The sequence below is a fragment of the Caballeronia catudaia genome, assembly GCF_001544755.2.
In the GTDB taxonomy this organism is placed as follows: Bacteria; Pseudomonadota; Gammaproteobacteria; order Burkholderiales; family Burkholderiaceae; genus Caballeronia; species Caballeronia catudaia.
In genome coordinates, this window is the sequence record NZ_FCOF02000003.1 from 93,348 (window position 1) to 108,207 (window position 14,860).

At 63.6% G+C, this 14,860-nt stretch carries 14 protein-coding genes; 7 read left to right on the forward strand and 7 right to left on the reverse strand.

Translation table 11 applies throughout. The features are described from left to right. The first annotated feature begins 47 nt into the window (after positions 1-47). From AWB75_RS04325 to AWB75_RS04335, 3 genes are all read left to right on the forward strand, one after another. Positions 48-1,793 carry an FAD-dependent oxidoreductase gene (locus AWB75_RS04325; RefSeq protein WP_061122846.1) on the forward strand — a complete coding sequence of 582 codons (1,746 nt, stop codon included), beginning with the start codon at positions 48-50 and terminating at the stop codon, positions 1,791-1,793. Continuing rightward, on the forward strand, positions 1,790-2,125 hold the full coding sequence (locus AWB75_RS04330; protein WP_061122847.1) for an NIPSNAP family protein: 336 nt from the start codon (positions 1,790-1,792) through the stop codon (positions 2,123-2,125). The genes AWB75_RS04325 and AWB75_RS04330 overlap by 4 nt, the downstream gene beginning before the upstream one ends. Before the next feature lie 100 nt (positions 2,126-2,225). Further along, a complete protein-coding gene (locus AWB75_RS04335) occupies positions 2,226-3,626 on the forward strand; it encodes an MFS transporter (RefSeq protein WP_061122848.1) in 1,401 nt (466 codons plus the stop codon). Here the strand turns inward: AWB75_RS04335 and AWB75_RS04340 are convergent, their stop codons facing one another. The 5 genes from AWB75_RS04340 to AWB75_RS04360 all read right to left on the reverse strand — a co-directional run bounded on the left by AWB75_RS04340 (position 3,627) and on the right by AWB75_RS04360 (position 7,264). Then, positions 3,627-4,124, reverse strand: coding sequence for an Ohr family peroxiredoxin (locus tag AWB75_RS04340; RefSeq protein WP_061122849.1), 498 nt, complete (start codon positions 4,122-4,124; stop codon positions 3,627-3,629). 102 nt (positions 4,125-4,226) lie between these two features. Next, positions 4,227-5,234, reverse strand: a complete 1,008-nt coding sequence (locus AWB75_RS04345) for a LysR family transcriptional regulator (RefSeq protein WP_061122850.1) — start codon at positions 5,232-5,234, stop codon at positions 4,227-4,229. Positions 5,235-5,333: 99 nt separating this feature from the next. Then, on the reverse strand, positions 5,334-5,741 hold the full coding sequence (locus AWB75_RS04350) for a cupin domain-containing protein (protein ID WP_061122851.1): 408 nt from the start codon (positions 5,739-5,741) through the stop codon (positions 5,334-5,336). A gap of 39 nt (positions 5,742-5,780) precedes the next feature. After that, a complete protein-coding gene (locus AWB75_RS04355) occupies positions 5,781-6,260 on the reverse strand; it encodes a carboxymuconolactone decarboxylase family protein (protein WP_061122852.1) in 480 nt (159 codons plus the stop codon). Positions 6,261-6,382: 122 nt separating this feature from the next. Continuing rightward, positions 6,383-7,264 (reverse strand): RNA polymerase sigma-70 factor, encoded by an 882-nt coding sequence (locus tag AWB75_RS04360; protein ID WP_061122853.1) that lies wholly within the window; start codon positions 7,262-7,264, stop codon positions 6,383-6,385. A 190-nt stretch (positions 7,265-7,454) separates the two neighbouring features. Here AWB75_RS04360 and AWB75_RS04365 point away from each other — a divergent pair, with 190 nt between their 5' ends. Then, on the forward strand, positions 7,455-8,741 hold the full coding sequence (locus tag AWB75_RS04365) for an MFS transporter (protein WP_061123037.1): 1,287 nt from the start codon (positions 7,455-7,457) through the stop codon (positions 8,739-8,741). On the opposite strand, the gene AWB75_RS04370 is transcribed toward AWB75_RS04365, so the two are convergent. Then, entirely contained in the window at positions 8,692-9,744 is a 1,053-nt protein-coding gene (locus AWB75_RS04370) for a helix-turn-helix domain-containing protein (protein WP_061122854.1), read from the reverse strand. The two genes, AWB75_RS04365 and AWB75_RS04370, sit on opposite strands and share 50 nt — an antisense overlap. Before the next feature lie 274 nt (positions 9,745-10,018). On the opposite strand from AWB75_RS04370, the gene AWB75_RS04375 reads away from it, so the two are divergent. Further along, entirely contained in the window at positions 10,019-10,318 is a 300-nt protein-coding gene (locus AWB75_RS04375; protein ID WP_061122855.1) for a hypothetical protein, read from the forward strand. Between the two features lie 254 nt (positions 10,319-10,572). On the opposite strand, the gene AWB75_RS04380 is transcribed toward AWB75_RS04375, so the two are convergent. Further along, complete coding sequence (locus AWB75_RS04380; protein WP_061122856.1) at positions 10,573-11,727, reverse strand: aldose epimerase family protein; 1,155 nt, start codon at positions 11,725-11,727, stop codon at positions 10,573-10,575. A gap of 117 nt (positions 11,728-11,844) precedes the next feature. Between AWB75_RS04380 and AWB75_RS04385 the strand changes: the two genes are divergently transcribed. Continuing rightward, positions 11,845-12,030, forward strand: a complete 186-nt coding sequence (locus tag AWB75_RS04385; protein WP_061123038.1) for a hypothetical protein — start codon at positions 11,845-11,847, stop codon at positions 12,028-12,030. A gap of 210 nt (positions 12,031-12,240) precedes the next feature. Then, positions 12,241-14,850, forward strand: a complete 2,610-nt coding sequence (locus AWB75_RS04390) for a PAS domain-containing hybrid sensor histidine kinase/response regulator (RefSeq protein WP_061122857.1) — start codon at positions 12,241-12,243, stop codon at positions 14,848-14,850. The last annotated feature ends 10 nt before the right edge of the window (positions 14,851-14,860 follow it).

The following is a 14,860-nucleotide window of genomic DNA, read 5'->3' on the forward strand; positions in this document are numbered from 1 at the left end:
ATATCGCGGGCGCGTCATGCGCCCTGCCTCAATCAAAGGACAACATCATGACTACCGTAACGCGGTCGTCCGATCTCGCTTGCGACGTGCTCGTGATCGGCTCGGGCGCTGGCGGCCTTTCCACGGCCATCACAGCGAAGAAGCAAGGGCTCGACGTCATCGTCGTCGAGAAAGAGGAATACTTCGGCGGCACGACCGCGTTCTCGGGCGGCGTGCTGTGGATACCCGGCAACCGCCATGCGAAGGATGCGGGCATCCACGACACGCGCGATGCGGCCGTGCGCTATCTGCGCGGCGAAACAGGCGCGATGTACGACGAGGCCGCCGTCGATGCATTCCTGGACAACGGTCCGCGCATGATCGATTTCTTCGAGCGCGAGACTTCGGTGAAGTTCTTGCCGACGCTCTATCCCGACTATCATCCCGATGCACCCGGCGGTGTCGACGTGGGCCGCTCCGTCGTCGCGAAGCCTTTCGATGCGCGCGCGCTGGGCCGTGACATCGCACGGCTGCGTCCGCCGCTCAAGACGATCACGTTCATCGGCATGATGTTCAATTCGTCGAGCGCCGATCTCAAGCATTTCTTCAACGCGACTAGATCGCTTGCCTCCGCGTGGTATGTCGCAAAGCGCCTCGCGAGTCATATCAAGGAACTCGCGCTTTATAGACGCGGCGTACAGATCACGAGCGGCAATGCACTTGCCGCGCGTCTCGCCAAATCCGCGCTCGATCTAGGCATTCCGATTCATACGCGCACCGGAGCGAAAGAACTCGTCACGGTCAAGGGCCGCGTGGCCGGCGCCATCGTCATCGCCGATGGACGCGAGACACGCATCACCGCGCGGCGCGGTGTCGTGCTGGCTTGCGGCGGCTTCTCGCACGATGTCGCGCGCATCGCGAAGGCTTATCCGCATGTGCGGCGCGGCGGCGAACATGTATCGCCGGTGCCCGCGGGCAACACCGGCGACGGCGCACGCATGGCGGAGCGCGTGGGCGGGCGCGTCGATATTCGCTATCCACAGCCCGCCGCATGGATGCCGGTCTCGCGCGTGCCGCTCAAAGACGGCAAATACGGCGTGTTTCCGCATCTGCTTGATCGCTACAAGCCGGGCGTGATCGGCGTGACGCGCGGCGGCGTGCGCTTCACCAACGAATCGAACTCTTATCACGATGTCGGCGCGGCGATGATCGAAGCCTGCCGCGATGAAAAAGAAACGGCGATGTGGCTGATATGCGATCACGCGACGATCCGCAAATACGGCCTCGGCTTCGCGAAGCCCGCGCCGATACCGCTCGGCGCTCATCTGAAAAGCGGCTATCTCGTCAAGGGCCGCACGCTGATGGAACTTGCGACGCGCGCGGGCATCGACGCCGCCGCGCTGGAAGCAACCGTGCGCGAATACAACCGCGATGCCGTGCAAGGCAAGGACGCCGCATTCGGCCGCGGCACGACGTCGTTCAACCGTTATCTCGGCGATGCGGCGCATAAGCCGAATCCCTGCGTCGCGCCCATCGGCGATGGCCCGTATTACGCGCTCAAGGTCGTGATGGGCGATCTCGGCACGTTCGACGGCATCGCAACGAATCCACAAGGCCAGGTACTCGATGGCAGCGAGCCGATTCCGGGACTCTATGCCGTGGGCAACGATCGCGCGAGCGTCATGGGCGGCAACTATCCCGGCGCGGGAATTACGCTCGGCCCGATCATGACATTCGGTTATCTCACCGGATTGCATCTCGCGGGCCGCATCGAAACACGCGCGAAGACCAACGAACTGAGGAGCGCTGCATGAGCAAGCCTTTCATCGATCACCGCATCTATACGATCAAGCCGCGCGGCATGGCCGAATTCATCGACGTATTCGATCGTCTCGCCATGCCGATTCAGCTCAAGTATCTCGGCGCGCCCGTGGGCTTCTACATGAGCGATATCGGTGCGTTGAATCAGGTCGTGCATCTGTGGGGCTATGAAAGCATCGCGGATTACGACCAGCGGCGCACCGCGCGCGACAACGATCCCGAATGGCCCGCTTATCTGCAGGCGTCGGCGCATCTCATCGTCGCGCAGGAGAGCCGCATCATCAGGCGCGTGGAGTTCAGGAGCCTTTCGCCCGCCGTGCGCTGAAGAGCGTGGCACAGCGGCACGGACAGCGGGACGGACAGCGGCACGACGAAGGCCGCGATCGCTCGATTACTCATACGTGCATCAATGGAGACATACCGGCATGGAAAAGAACTTCGGGAACTTCGGGAACTTCGGGACCATCGAGGTCCAGAGCTTCATCGACGGCGAGCGCTTCTCGCCGTATCAATGGATCATCCTGATCCTGTGCTTTCTCGTGGTGGCAGCCGATGGCTTCGATACCGCCGCAATCGGCTTCATCGCGCCATCGCTGATCGGGGGCTGGGGCATCACGCGCGCCGCATTGGGACCGGTGATGAGCGCGGCGCTCGTTGGCCTCGGCATCGGCGCGCTCGCGGCGGGACCGCTCGCTGACCGCATCGGGCGCAAAGCCGTGCTTACGCTTTCGGTGTTCTTTTTCGGCGTGTGGAGCCTCGCATCGGCGCAGGCGACATCGGTCGAAGCACTGACCGCGTGGCGCTTTCTCACCGGTCTCGGCCTGGGCGCGGCGATGCCCAATGCGGTCACGCTGATGTCCGAGTACGCACCGGCACGCAGCCGCGCGGTCGCCGTCAACACGATGTTTTGCGGCTTCTCCGTGGGCCTCTCGCTCGGCGGACTGTGCGCCGCTTGGCTCATCCCGCATTTCGGCTGGCAGAGCGTGCTCGTTGCCGGCGGCATCGGCCCGATCGTGCTTACGGTGCTGTTGCTCTGCATGCTGCCCGAGTCCGCGCAGTTCATGGTCGTGAGAAAACGCCCCGCCGATAAGATCGCGCGTGTCTTGCGGCGCATCTCGAACGATGCGCGTCTCGCAGAGGGATCGCCGATCACGTTCACCTCCGCCGATACACGCACGGGCAATGCCGATAAATCTTCGCTCGGGATCATCGTTTCGCGGCCCTATCGCTTCGGCACGTCGATGTTATGGCTCGCCTACTTCATGGGCCTGATGATCTTCTATCTGCTGACCAACTGGCTGCCGACGCTCTTCCGGGACGCGGGCTTCTCCGCCGAACGTGCGGCGCTCACGACATCGCTCTTTCCGCTCGGCGGCATTCTCGGCAACCTGTGTCTCGGCTGGGTGATGGACAAGGCCAACCCGAGACGCGTCAACGCATGCGCCTACGTGCTCGCGGCGGCGCTCGTGCTCACCATCGGACGCGGCGTATCGGATCACTTCTGGCTCGCCGTGCTGATCTTCCTGACAGGCACCGCCGTGACGAGCGCGGTCACGTCGATGTCGGCGCTCGCAGCGTCGTTCTATCCGACGCGAAGCCGCGCAACGGGCGTCGCATGGATGCTCGGCATCGGGCGCATGGGCGCGGTCGCGGGCGCGATGACGGGTGGCCTCCTGATGAGCATGGGTCTGCAGTTCGGCGCGGTCTTCACGCTGCTCGCGCTTCCCGCGTTCATTGCCGCGTTCGCGCTGGGCGCATTGAGCCGGCGCGATGCATCGGCTGAAGCAAACGAACTCGATCAGGCTGCGCGCGTGCCGGTCGAATGATCACGGCATGTCGAGCGCGACGACGTTCGCGATGCCCTTGCGCGCCATCTTCGTGTACGGGCAAAAGCGTTCCGTGTTGCGCACGAGTTCTTCGGCCACCGCACGTTCCACGTCAGGTATCCGCACGCATGTGCGCGCGGTGAGCAGAAAGAGGCCATCCATTGGATCGCGGGCGAATTCGACCGTGACGGCCACGCTCGCGCCCTTCACCGCGATGCCCGCGTGTTCCGCCAGCAGAACCAGCGCGCCATGAAAGCAGGCGGCATAGCCCGCGGCGAACAACTGCTCCGGATTCGTGCCGCCGCCGGGGCCGCCGAGCGCTTCGGGCATGCGCAGGCCGATGTCGAGATTGCCGTCGTCGGAGCGTGCCACGCCCGAGGCGCGGCCATGACCCGCATCGCCGCCCGTGACGGTGACGGTCGTCGCATACAGCGGTTTGACGTCGTCGCCTCGGTACTTGTCGAGCAGGCTGACCGGCGGCGGAACGAGCGGCTCCATGTTGTCTCCTTTGAACTGAACCGCCTGAACGTATCCTAGGCCTGCGCGCATGCATCCGGTAGCGCCGTTACCGGACGCGCGGTGTTGCCTTCGATGCATCAATCAATCGACGGGCATCAGCGCTGGCGCGCGCTTGTTCGTTATCGTCGTGTTGAGGCAGTGCATATCGAGCGCACGCGCGTGCTCCGTCATGTAATCGACGAAAACGCGCACGCGCGCAGGCAAGTGCTTGCGGCTCAAATAACATAGATAGTGACCGCCATCGTCGGGCGCGTGTTGCGCGAGACACATGACGAGACACCCGGCCTTCACCGCATCGCACACGAGATACGCGGGCAGTTGCGCGATGCCCTGCCCGTCGAGCACCGCTTGCAGCATCAGATCGATATCGTTGAACGTTTGCCGCGCGGCGGGCGAGCGCTTCTGCGCAACGCCATCGACCCTGAATTCCCAGTCGGCGATGCGCCCGCTCGATGTACGCAGATTGATGCAGCGATGCTGATCCAGATCGTCGACACGGCGCGGCAAACCATGCTCACGCGCATAGTGCGGCGACGCGCACACGATCATCTGCATCGGGATCAACTGCTTCGCGACGACTTCGCTGTCTTCCATGCGACCGTCGCGAAACGCGACATCGACGCGCTCTGCCGTGAAATCGCACGGACGGTCATTGAGCAGAAGCTCGAGCGCGATGTCGGGATAGCGCGCATTGAAGCCGGCCAGAAGCGGCGCGACGACCTTGCGGCCGAATCCCGGCGTCGATGCGATGCGCAAGTGGCCGCGCGGCGGCCCGTTGCGCAGCTCGCGCATGTCTTCGAGCGCCTGCACGATGCGCTCCACGCCCGGCTGACAATTCTTGTAGAAGAGCTCGCCCTCGCGCGTCAGCGACGTGCTGCGCGTCGTGCGCAGAAAGAGACGCGCATCGAGCTGCGCTTCGAGCTTCTGCACGTTGCGGCTAACGGCGGAACGGCCGATGCCGAGGCGATCGCTCGCTTTCGCGAAGCTGCCTTCATTGGCGACGGCCAGAAACGAAACAACGCCCGCATAGCTCGTCGCGAAGCTATAGGCGAGGGAATCGTCGGAATGGTACGCAAGGTCTGATGGCATGGCGGCACGATACGTAGTGGCTCTATCTGACCAGACGTTCGTGCCGCAGCGTTTGTGACGCGCCGATGCAAAAAATGTTTTTGCGCGTCACGCTTTCGCTCATTGCACCGGCGTCAGAACCGGCTTGCCCTTGTCCTTCAGAAGCAGCACGATGAACTTCGCGCGCTTCGTGTTGCTCGCATTGCGGCCCACCGTGTGGATATCGTCGGGGCCTTCATAGAAGGTGTCGCCGGGCTTGAGCGTCACGGCCTTGCCGCCCTTGACCTGCATGACGATCGTGCCTTCGAGCACGTAGAGATAGGCGTGCGCATCGTGACGATGCACCGGATCGACCGCGCCCGGCGGATATTCCACGCTGATCATCAGCGCTTCCTTGCCGGGATAGTCGGGAAGCGGCTTCGTCATGAGCTCCTTGACGATGGCCTCCGGCGCGGCCTGCGCCGTGTTCGCGGCGAGCGCCGCACATCCGACGACGAGCGCCAGTCCCACGCGTTTGATGCTGTGCATGATCGGTCCTCCGTTGAGCGAATGCCGGCGCCGAGGCGCTTACGACAGGTTCGCCTTGTCGAGCCCGAACACTTTGTCGGACGAGCCCGGCACCGTCTGGAACGCGACATTCGCGCGATTCCATCCGTTGATTTCGATGATGATGTACGTCAGGTCCGAAAGCTCCTTCTCGGAAAACTGCTCGCGCACGCGTGCAAAGAGTTCGTCGGGCACGCCATGCTCGGGCAAGCGCGTCAGCACTTCGGTCCACGCCAGCGCGGCGCGCTCGCGCGGCGAGAACAAAGTCGATTCACGCCAGATCGCGACGTGGTGCGTGCGCAGCTCGCGCTCACCGTGAATCTTCGCTTCCTTCACGTGCATGTCGACGCAGAACGCGCAGCCGTTCATCTGCGATGCGCGCAGCGTAACGAGATCGCGCGTCGACTGCTCGATCGAGCACTCCTTCACCGCCTGGCTGAATTCATAGAACTTCTTGAACAGTTCCGGCGATTGTTGAATGTAGTTGATTCGCTGCGTCATGATGGCTCCATGCGTGGTTGGGGTTCGGCATGGCTGTCATCGTAATTTCGAAGTCGTTCTCCCGGTAGACGCGCGCGCGTGCCCACGCTATTGCCTCGCACGCATCAATCGTCTGCCATTCATTACACGCTGCCATAGAGCGCCGCGATGCGCTGAAGCTTCTCGGGATTGCGTTGCACCTGAATGCGCACGATGCGCTCGTCTTCGATCTCATACGTCTGCGCGGATTCGAGCTTGCCCTCGATAAAGCGCAAGAGCGCCCATTCGCCGTTGAGCATGACGAGCTCGACATGCACGGACTCTCCATAGCGCAGGAACCCCGCATAGAAAAGCTGTGCGATGCGCGTGCTGCCGAGAAGCGGCTTCGGAAAGCTCGGCACACGGCCGCCGCCATCGCCGACGAGCGTCGCGTCGTCCGCGAGCATCGCGTGAATCGCGGTGAAATCGCCCAGTTCGATCGCACGCGCGAAGGTATGCAACACACGCCGATGAATCTCGCGCGGCACCGAACGGCGCGGACGCTCCTCGCGCAATTGGGCTTTCGCGCGGCTCACGAGTTGACGGCACGCGGCCTCTGTCTTGCCGATGATATTCGCGACTTCCGGATAATCCGCATCGAAGACTTCGCGCAGCAGAAACGCCGCGCGCGCCTCGGGCGTGAGACGTTCGAGCAATATCAGAAACGCAACCGACACGTCGTCCGCGTGCTCCGTGACTTCTTCGGGCGTTGCGGGCGGCTCGGTGATCTGCGGCTCGGGCAGCCAGATGCCCAGGTAGTGCTCGCGCTGCACTTTCGCCGCGCGCAGGCGGTCGATCGAATGGCGCGTCGTCACCGCGACGAGCCACGCCTCCGCATTCTCGATCGCATCGCGCGCCGCCGCGTGCCAGCGCAGCCACACATCCTGCACGATGTCTTCGGCTTCCGCGACCGATCCGAGCATCCGATATGCGATGCCCTGCAAGCGCGGGCGCAAGCGGTCGAATTCGCGCGTGGCGTCATCCATGAAAGCGAATCCTCGTTCGTTTGCGGAATCAGAAGACATCGATTCGAAAGCTGCGCAAAAGGTGAACGTATATTACGCGTGCGCGCACACGCGCGTATTGGTGGATGATCGCGACCAAGCATCGAAAGATCTGGATAATGCGGCCGTTACCTCGATGGCCGGGCTCATGCGCATCAATCTCCGTTCATTCATGACAAACACCGATACTCGCAACGCATCGCCGAATCTGACGCGCATCATCGTGGCGACGGTCATCAGCAACGGCTTCGTCGCTTACGACTTCACTGTGTACGGCTTTTCCGCGGCGATCATCGGCCGGCTGTTTTTCCCCGCGCACGACGCCGCTTCGTCGCTATTGCTCTCGCTTGCGACGTTCGGCGCGGGTTTCGTGATGCGGCCGATCGGCGCAGTGCTGATCGGCCGCCATGCGGACCGCCGCGGACGAGAGGCCGGCATGCGGCTCTCGATCGGCCTGATGGCCGCGGGCACCTGGATGATCGCGTGTCTGCCCACGCATGCCGCAATCGGCGCCGGCGCGACCGTGCTGATCGTATTCGCGCGGCTGCTGCAAGGGCTCGCGGCGGGCGGCGAGATCGGTCCGGCGTCCGCGCTGCTGATGGAGTCGGTAGCTTACGAGCGGCGCTGCTTCATCGTCAGTTGGCGCGGCGCGAGTCAGGGCGCGGCCGCATGCGTGGCGGCGCTGGTCGGCGCATGCACGTCGGCGCTGCTCTCGCCCGCCGAACTCGCGCAATGGGGATGGCGCGTGCCCTTCGTCATCGGTGGATTGATCGCGCCGCTCGGATGGTTCCTGCGGCGCGCGCCCGGCGCACCGGCTTCGCCATCGCGGCCCACGCGCACGCCGCTTGCCATCGTGCTTCGCGAACACGCGCGCCCGCTCGTCTGCGGCATGCTGATGATGGCCGCGCCTTCGGCGAGCATCTATATCGCCGTGCTCTACATGCCGAGCTATCTCACGCACACGCTGCATCGGCCCGCGACGATCAGCCTCGCGATCGCGTCGCTCTCCGGGCTCGTGATACTCGTCGTCACGCCGCTCGTCGCGCTTGCGGCGGACCGGCTTGGAAGCCGCAAGACGCTGCAATACGCATCGCTCGCAGCGGCGCTCGCGACGGTTTATCCCGCGTTTCACGCGCTCACGCAGGGCGCGCCCGACGAGCTCGCGCTCGCGATCATCCTGCTCTACGTGGCGCTCGCGCTGAACAACGCGGGCGCCGGTTCGGTGCTCATGCTCGAAGCCTTTCCGAAGCATCGGCGCGCGGCGAGCCTCGCGGTGATCTACACGTTCGGCGTCGTGATCTTCGGGGGATTCTCGCCGCTCGCGGTCGCATGGCTCATCGGCGCGACGGGCAACGCGATGACGCCCGCCTGGTATCTGCTGGCCGCGAACTGCGTCACGCTGTTCGCGCTCAGCCGCTTTCCCGAGCGCCCCGCGAGTGCGCGGCGCGCGAGCGCATGACCGGATCGTCGTGCGTCGCGCGCAGCAGTTCGAGCGCACGCAGACGCATTTCCAGCGGACTCACGTCGAACGCACGGCGAAATGCGCGCGTGAAATCCGACGCGCTCTTGAAGCCGAGACCGAACGCGATATCCGCAATCTGCAGGTTCGGAAAGCGCGCGATGTCATCGGCAGCTTCACGCAAGCGTCGATGCCGGATGTAGGCGGCGAGGCCGCCCTCCTGTTCGAACCATCGATAGATCGTCGCGCGCTTCAGGGCGAGCGCTTCGACGATTTTCATCGGCGTGAGATCGGCTTCGTGCAGATGCGTATCGACATAACGCTTCACCTGCTCCTTCACCGCCGTTTGCAACGCCGCGCGTGAATCATGCAAGGCATGCGGCTTGTCCGCGAAGGCGGCGAGCAGCAATCGTGCGCCGGCATCGAGCGCATCGATTGCATCGGGGTGTTCGAGCGCCGGCAATCCGCGCGCGGTCGCATCGAAATGCTGGAACAGGAATCGCGCGAGCGGCGCGTCGTCGGGCACGACGCGCCCGTGCAGCGCATCGCAATCGTCGACATGCGCGGCGACGAGCGCGCGCGGCAAGAACATCGTCAACACGCGACACGCCGGGCGCTCGATGCGAAAACGCTGATTCAGGTCGAACGCGGCGATGCCGCGCACCGAACCTCGCGCGCTGCGCTTCACGTTGAGACCGCTAACGTTGCCGGTCTCACCTTCCGCGTACACGTGGAACGCGAAATCGCGGCGCGTATCGGTCGACACGCGCGCGATCGAGCGCTCGAGCACGAGCGCTTCGGTGCGCGCTTCCGTGAATACGAGCCCGCCCGCCGCATGCAGGTCGATGCTGCCCGAAAAGCCGCGCTCGATCTGATCCTTCGCCGGCAGGACATCGACGACATGCCCGACGCGGTCGCGCCATGCGAGCAATTGCCGTTCACGCGCAAACGCTTGCGTGGAAAAATGCGTGAACAAGGTCGGCGGATCGGAATCGGCGGGCATGAAATCAGCGATGGGTCGAGTCGTCCCTGGATGGATCGGGCGCGCACGAAGTGCGCCGGCAAATGAGACGCATGGTAAAGCCTTTTCGAAATGCAGGTATATCGTGCAAGGCAAGGAGCAGCGAGTGCCTCGTTGCGGACGTCCAGGTCGGCGATTCCAGCCGTCGTGCTGCTGTCACGTCGCTGCCTCCTTGCTTCACTGTGGTTTACGGCCGGTTCAATAAAGAGCACAGCCACAGGCAACACGAAAAACAAGACGTCGGGGCGTCAAAAAAATGGGAAAGTCGAAAGTCTTGCCGGTCACGCGCGCCGCGCGCACCGCGCCAGTGGCGCTCAAGCCGGCCCGCATGGCCGATGCGCAACTGGATCATCTCGAGCATATGATCCGCTCGCTCGCGCTATCGGGTAACGCGAGAACGTTCGCGTGTCTGGATCGCGGCTACTGGAAGAGGCGGGTGGCCGCGCTCGGCGACGAAAGCGATCTCGTGTCGACGCAACGTGCGCGCGTGCTGCGGCTTCTCGATCTTCTCGCACAGGAACACGCTGGCGCCGGTCCGGACAAGGCTGCCGCGTAATCGCGACAAGATTGCGGAATGCAAAATACAACAAAGCATTTCGTATGCAAAACGCAATTCCAACCGCTGGATAGCCGATCCATTACGAGGGCGGCCTGAGAGAGCGCGATCGACCGTGCGGTTTTATGACCGCGGCGCCGAAAGCGCTATGACAACGGGGCTTCGCGTCCCGCACCTGCTTCGCCGACGATGCGCGAGGCCATGTGCGGGACGCGAAAGCTTCGCGCCGCTCGAACTCGCGCCGACTTCGACGATCAACGCACGCCGATCTTCCAGACCGTGATTTCGTGAAACTCGTCGCCGGGCTTGAGTTCCGTCGACGGAAACGCCGGATGATTCGGCGAGTCCGGAAAATGCTGCGTTTCGAGCGCAAAGCCGTCAGTCTGCCGGTACGCCGCGCCCGACGCGCCGACGACACTTCCATCCAGACCATTGCCCGTATAGAACTGCAGGCCCGGTTGCGTCGTGTACACATCGAGCACGCGTCCGCTCGACGGATCGTAGGCGCGCGCCGCGAACGTCGCTTCGGCGTTGTGCTGGCCGTTCTTGTTGAGCTTCCAGTTCTGGTCATAGCCGCGCGCGTAACGCATCTGCTGATTCGCCGATCGCAGCCGTGCGCTGATCGGCGTCAGCGCGCGCAGGTCCAGTGGCGTGTTCTCGACGCTCGCGATCTCGCCCGTCGGAATGGAATCGGGACGCGTCGGGGTATAGGCCGATCCCGCGATCATGACCAGTTGCCCTTCGACACTGCCGCTGCCCTCGCCCGCGAGATTGAAGTAAGTGTGATTGGTGAGGTTCAGGACCGTCGGCTTGTCCGTCTTCGCGCGATAGTCGATGCGCACGTCGTTGTCGTCCGTGAGCGTATACGTGACATCGACGGTCAGCGTGCCGGGAAAGCCGTTCTCGCCATCGTTGCTCACGTAACGAAGCTGCACGCCCGCGCCCTGCGCACCCTGAAACGTCCTGACCACGGTCCAGACTTTCTCGTCGAAACCATGCGGGCCGCCGTGCAACGTGTTCGGCGGCTCGTTGACGGGGAGCTTGTAGGTGTGTCCATCGAGCTCGAAGCGTCCATCGGCGATGCGGTTCGCATAGCGCCCGATCAAACCGCCAAAATGAAGCTTGCCGTTGTACTTCTCGTAGTCGTTGAGCGAGCCGAAGCCGAGCACGATATCCGCGCGACGGCCTCGCCGGTCCGGCACATCGAGCCGCGTGACAATGCCGCCATACGTGATGCAGCTCATCGACACGCCGCGCGCGTTCGAGAGCGTGTACTGCACGACGGCCTGCCCTTGCTGCGTCGCGCCATAAGCTGCGGAAACGATCGATGCCGCCGATGCGCGCAGCGCCATCGAGATTGCGCATGCGCAACCAGCGAAAACGATGAGTGTCCTTTTTGTGTTCTGCATAAAGCGATTCGTAAAACAATAGGCAGGCGGTCGAGCATCGGCTATGCCCGCTATCGAGGCCGGGCACGTCCGATGCGAGCAGGTCATTTCATCAATGACGACGACAAGGAGCCAGTCATGACCGAGCAAACGGACCGTGCAACGCCGCCCAAGCAGACGCCCGAGGATCCCAACACGGCGGATCGCCGTCTGTCCGGCGAGCAAAAGCGCGCAATGACGAACGAGCCCGCGCCGCCTGAGCGCCGGAACGACGGAGAGGAAGGAAAGTTGCCGGACCCGAAGGAAGTCGGCGAAGCGGGTTGATTGTGGACTGCGCGTGAAGCGTTGTGTCCAATGCAGAACCCTACGCGTGATTCATTAGAAGAATGGCGCAGTCGTTAAAGGGTCAACTGCACGGGAGCGCGAGCCGGTTTAGTCCATTCGCTTTTGTTGTATGGTATCCCTAAAGCTATCGCAGCCAACGATGCCGCGCCGGGCGACGCGTATTGCCCGCATGAGGAAGCAAGGACGCCCATGCACGATCCTGCCCATTTCCTGCCGTCGTTCGTATGGCGCGCGGCGCGCGACGGGGTGATCCAGTATGCGAATCCCTGGGCATGCCGCTATCTCGGCGTTCCTTTTCCGGAGTTAGTCGGTCGGCATTGGCAGGCTTTTGTTCACCCCGACGACATCCCGCCCGTTCTCGATGCACTCCGCCAGATGCGCGACGGCACGCTTTTGCGCAACGTCGACGTGCGCCTCTTGCGCGCCGATGCCGCGTTTCGCTGGCATACCCTCCACCTTCAGGCGCGGCGCGACGAGGAAGGCCACATCGCCGATACGGTCGGCGTCGCCATCGACATACACCAGTGCCGTCACGCATGGGAGATGTATGAGGCGAGCGAGCGGCGTCTGCAGGCCGCGTTCGCCGGCGCGCGCATGGGCGCGTGGGAATGGGACATGAAAACGCGTGTCGTGCGCATGACCGCGCAAAATGCCGCGCTGTATTCCTTTCCATCGGGCACCGAAGCCGTGCTGCTTGCGGAACTATGGGACCGCGTCGCACCGGAATATCGCGAGCCGTTTCAGCGCAAGCTCACCGAGGCGTTGCGCGACGGCGGCCCGTTCGAATTCGACTTCGTGCTAGAAGGCGATCAGGGAACACGCCGCTGGCTGCGCATGCGCGGGCATCCCGAGTTCGACCGTCATGGCGTGCTCACGCGCGTCTATGGCGTGAGCTTCGACATCAGCGCGCAACGCGCCGATGAAGAACGCCTGAGCCTTTCGGAGCGACGGTATCGCGCTTTGGCCGAGACGACGGGCGCGCTCGTCTGGTCCGCCAACGCGAACGGCGAGATCCTTCCTTCCGGCGGCGAATGGGAGCGATTCACGGGCACGCCGCCCGAAACATTGTCGGGATGGGGCTGGCTCGATTACATCCATCCCGACGATCGCGAGCGCACGCATCACGCATGGCTCGAAGCATTGCGCGAAGGCGCCGCGCGCACGCTCACCTTCCGCATGTACCGGCGCGATGGCGCCTATCGCATGGTTGAGGCCCACGCCGCACCGCTCTATGACGACAAAGGCCACCTGCAGGAATGGTTCGGCACGACGAGCGATGTCACGCCGCGCTATGAAGCCCAGGCCGCGATCGAAGCGCGCAGCCTGCGCCTCATGGTGGCGATGCAGGCCGCGAACATTCATATCGCATCGCTCGAACTCGCTACATGGACGCTGTCGCTCGAAACCGGCGGCGAGCGTCGGATCACCGAAACGCTCAGCTATGAAGCGGCGCTCGCGCGCGTGCATCCCGACGACAGCGCGACGCTCGATCGCTACGTGCGCAGCCTCGCGAATGGCGAAAACCCTGAAGGACATTTTGAATTCCGCGTGCGCAACAAGCATGGCGAGCAATGGATGCAGGGCAGCGCCCTGCTTCAGCGCAACAAGGAAGGCGAGCCGTTGCGCATCATCGGCAGCGTGATAGATATCACCGAGCGCAAGCACATGGAGCTCGTGTTGCGCGAAGCCGGACGCCGCAAGGATGAGTTCCTCGCGATGCTTGCGCATGAGCTGCGCAATCCGCTTGCGCCATTGCGCACGGCCATCGCGCTCCTGCAAAAGAATCAGGACGACGAGACGCAGTTGCACGAGCTGATCGATCTGATGCGCAGGCAAGTGGAACACATGACGCGCATCGTCGATGACCTGCTCGAAGTGTCGCGCATCACGCAGGGACGCATCGCGCTGCAACTCGAACCGATCCTCGTCGGCACGGCGGTGTATCACGCGGTGGAAGCGATCGCGGGCATGATCGAATCGCGCTCGCAGAACATACAGGTCGACGTATCCGACGCGACCACGTGGGTATGCGGCGATCCCACGCGGCTCTCGCAGATCCTCGTGAACGTGCTGAACAATGCGAGCAAGTACACGCCGGAGGAAGGCCGCATCAGCGTGAGCGTGCAGGCGGATGACGGATCGGTGTCGATCGTCATCGCCGATACGGGCACCGGCATTTCAGCGGACCTGTTGCCGAAGGTATTCGAGCTGTTTTCGCAAGGCGAGCGCACGCTCGACCGCTCGAACGGCGGCCTCGGCATCGGGCTTTCGCTCGTGAAGAAGCTCGTCGAGATGCACAAAGGCACGATCACCGTGCAAAGCCCCGGGCCGGGCCTCGGCACGACCGTGACCGTGCGCTTGCCGCGTCTGCATCATCATGAACGGCATTCGGCGCTCGCGCTTTCGGAGACGAGCATGCGCGAGGCGCGCACGGCGCTGCGCATTCTCGTCGTCGACGATAACCGCGATGCCGCCGATTCGCTCGCGATGCTATGCGAGTCGGAGGGACATGTCGCGCGCGTCGCGTATTCGTCGGCCGAAGCACTGGAGTCCGCGCCGTTGCTGCAACCCGATGTGGCGCTGCTCGATATCGGCCTGCCCGATATCGACGGCTATGAACTCGCGCGACGCCTGCGCCGCAAGGGCGATACGATGCCGCTATTGATCGCGATCACCGGCTACGGGCAAGCCGAAGACCGCTTGCGCGCGCAATCGGCGGGCTTCGATTATCACTTCGTGAAGCCGGTGAATGTGGACAGCCTGCTCAAGCTGTTGTCGTCGCTGACCATCACACGCTGAACCTCGCCGC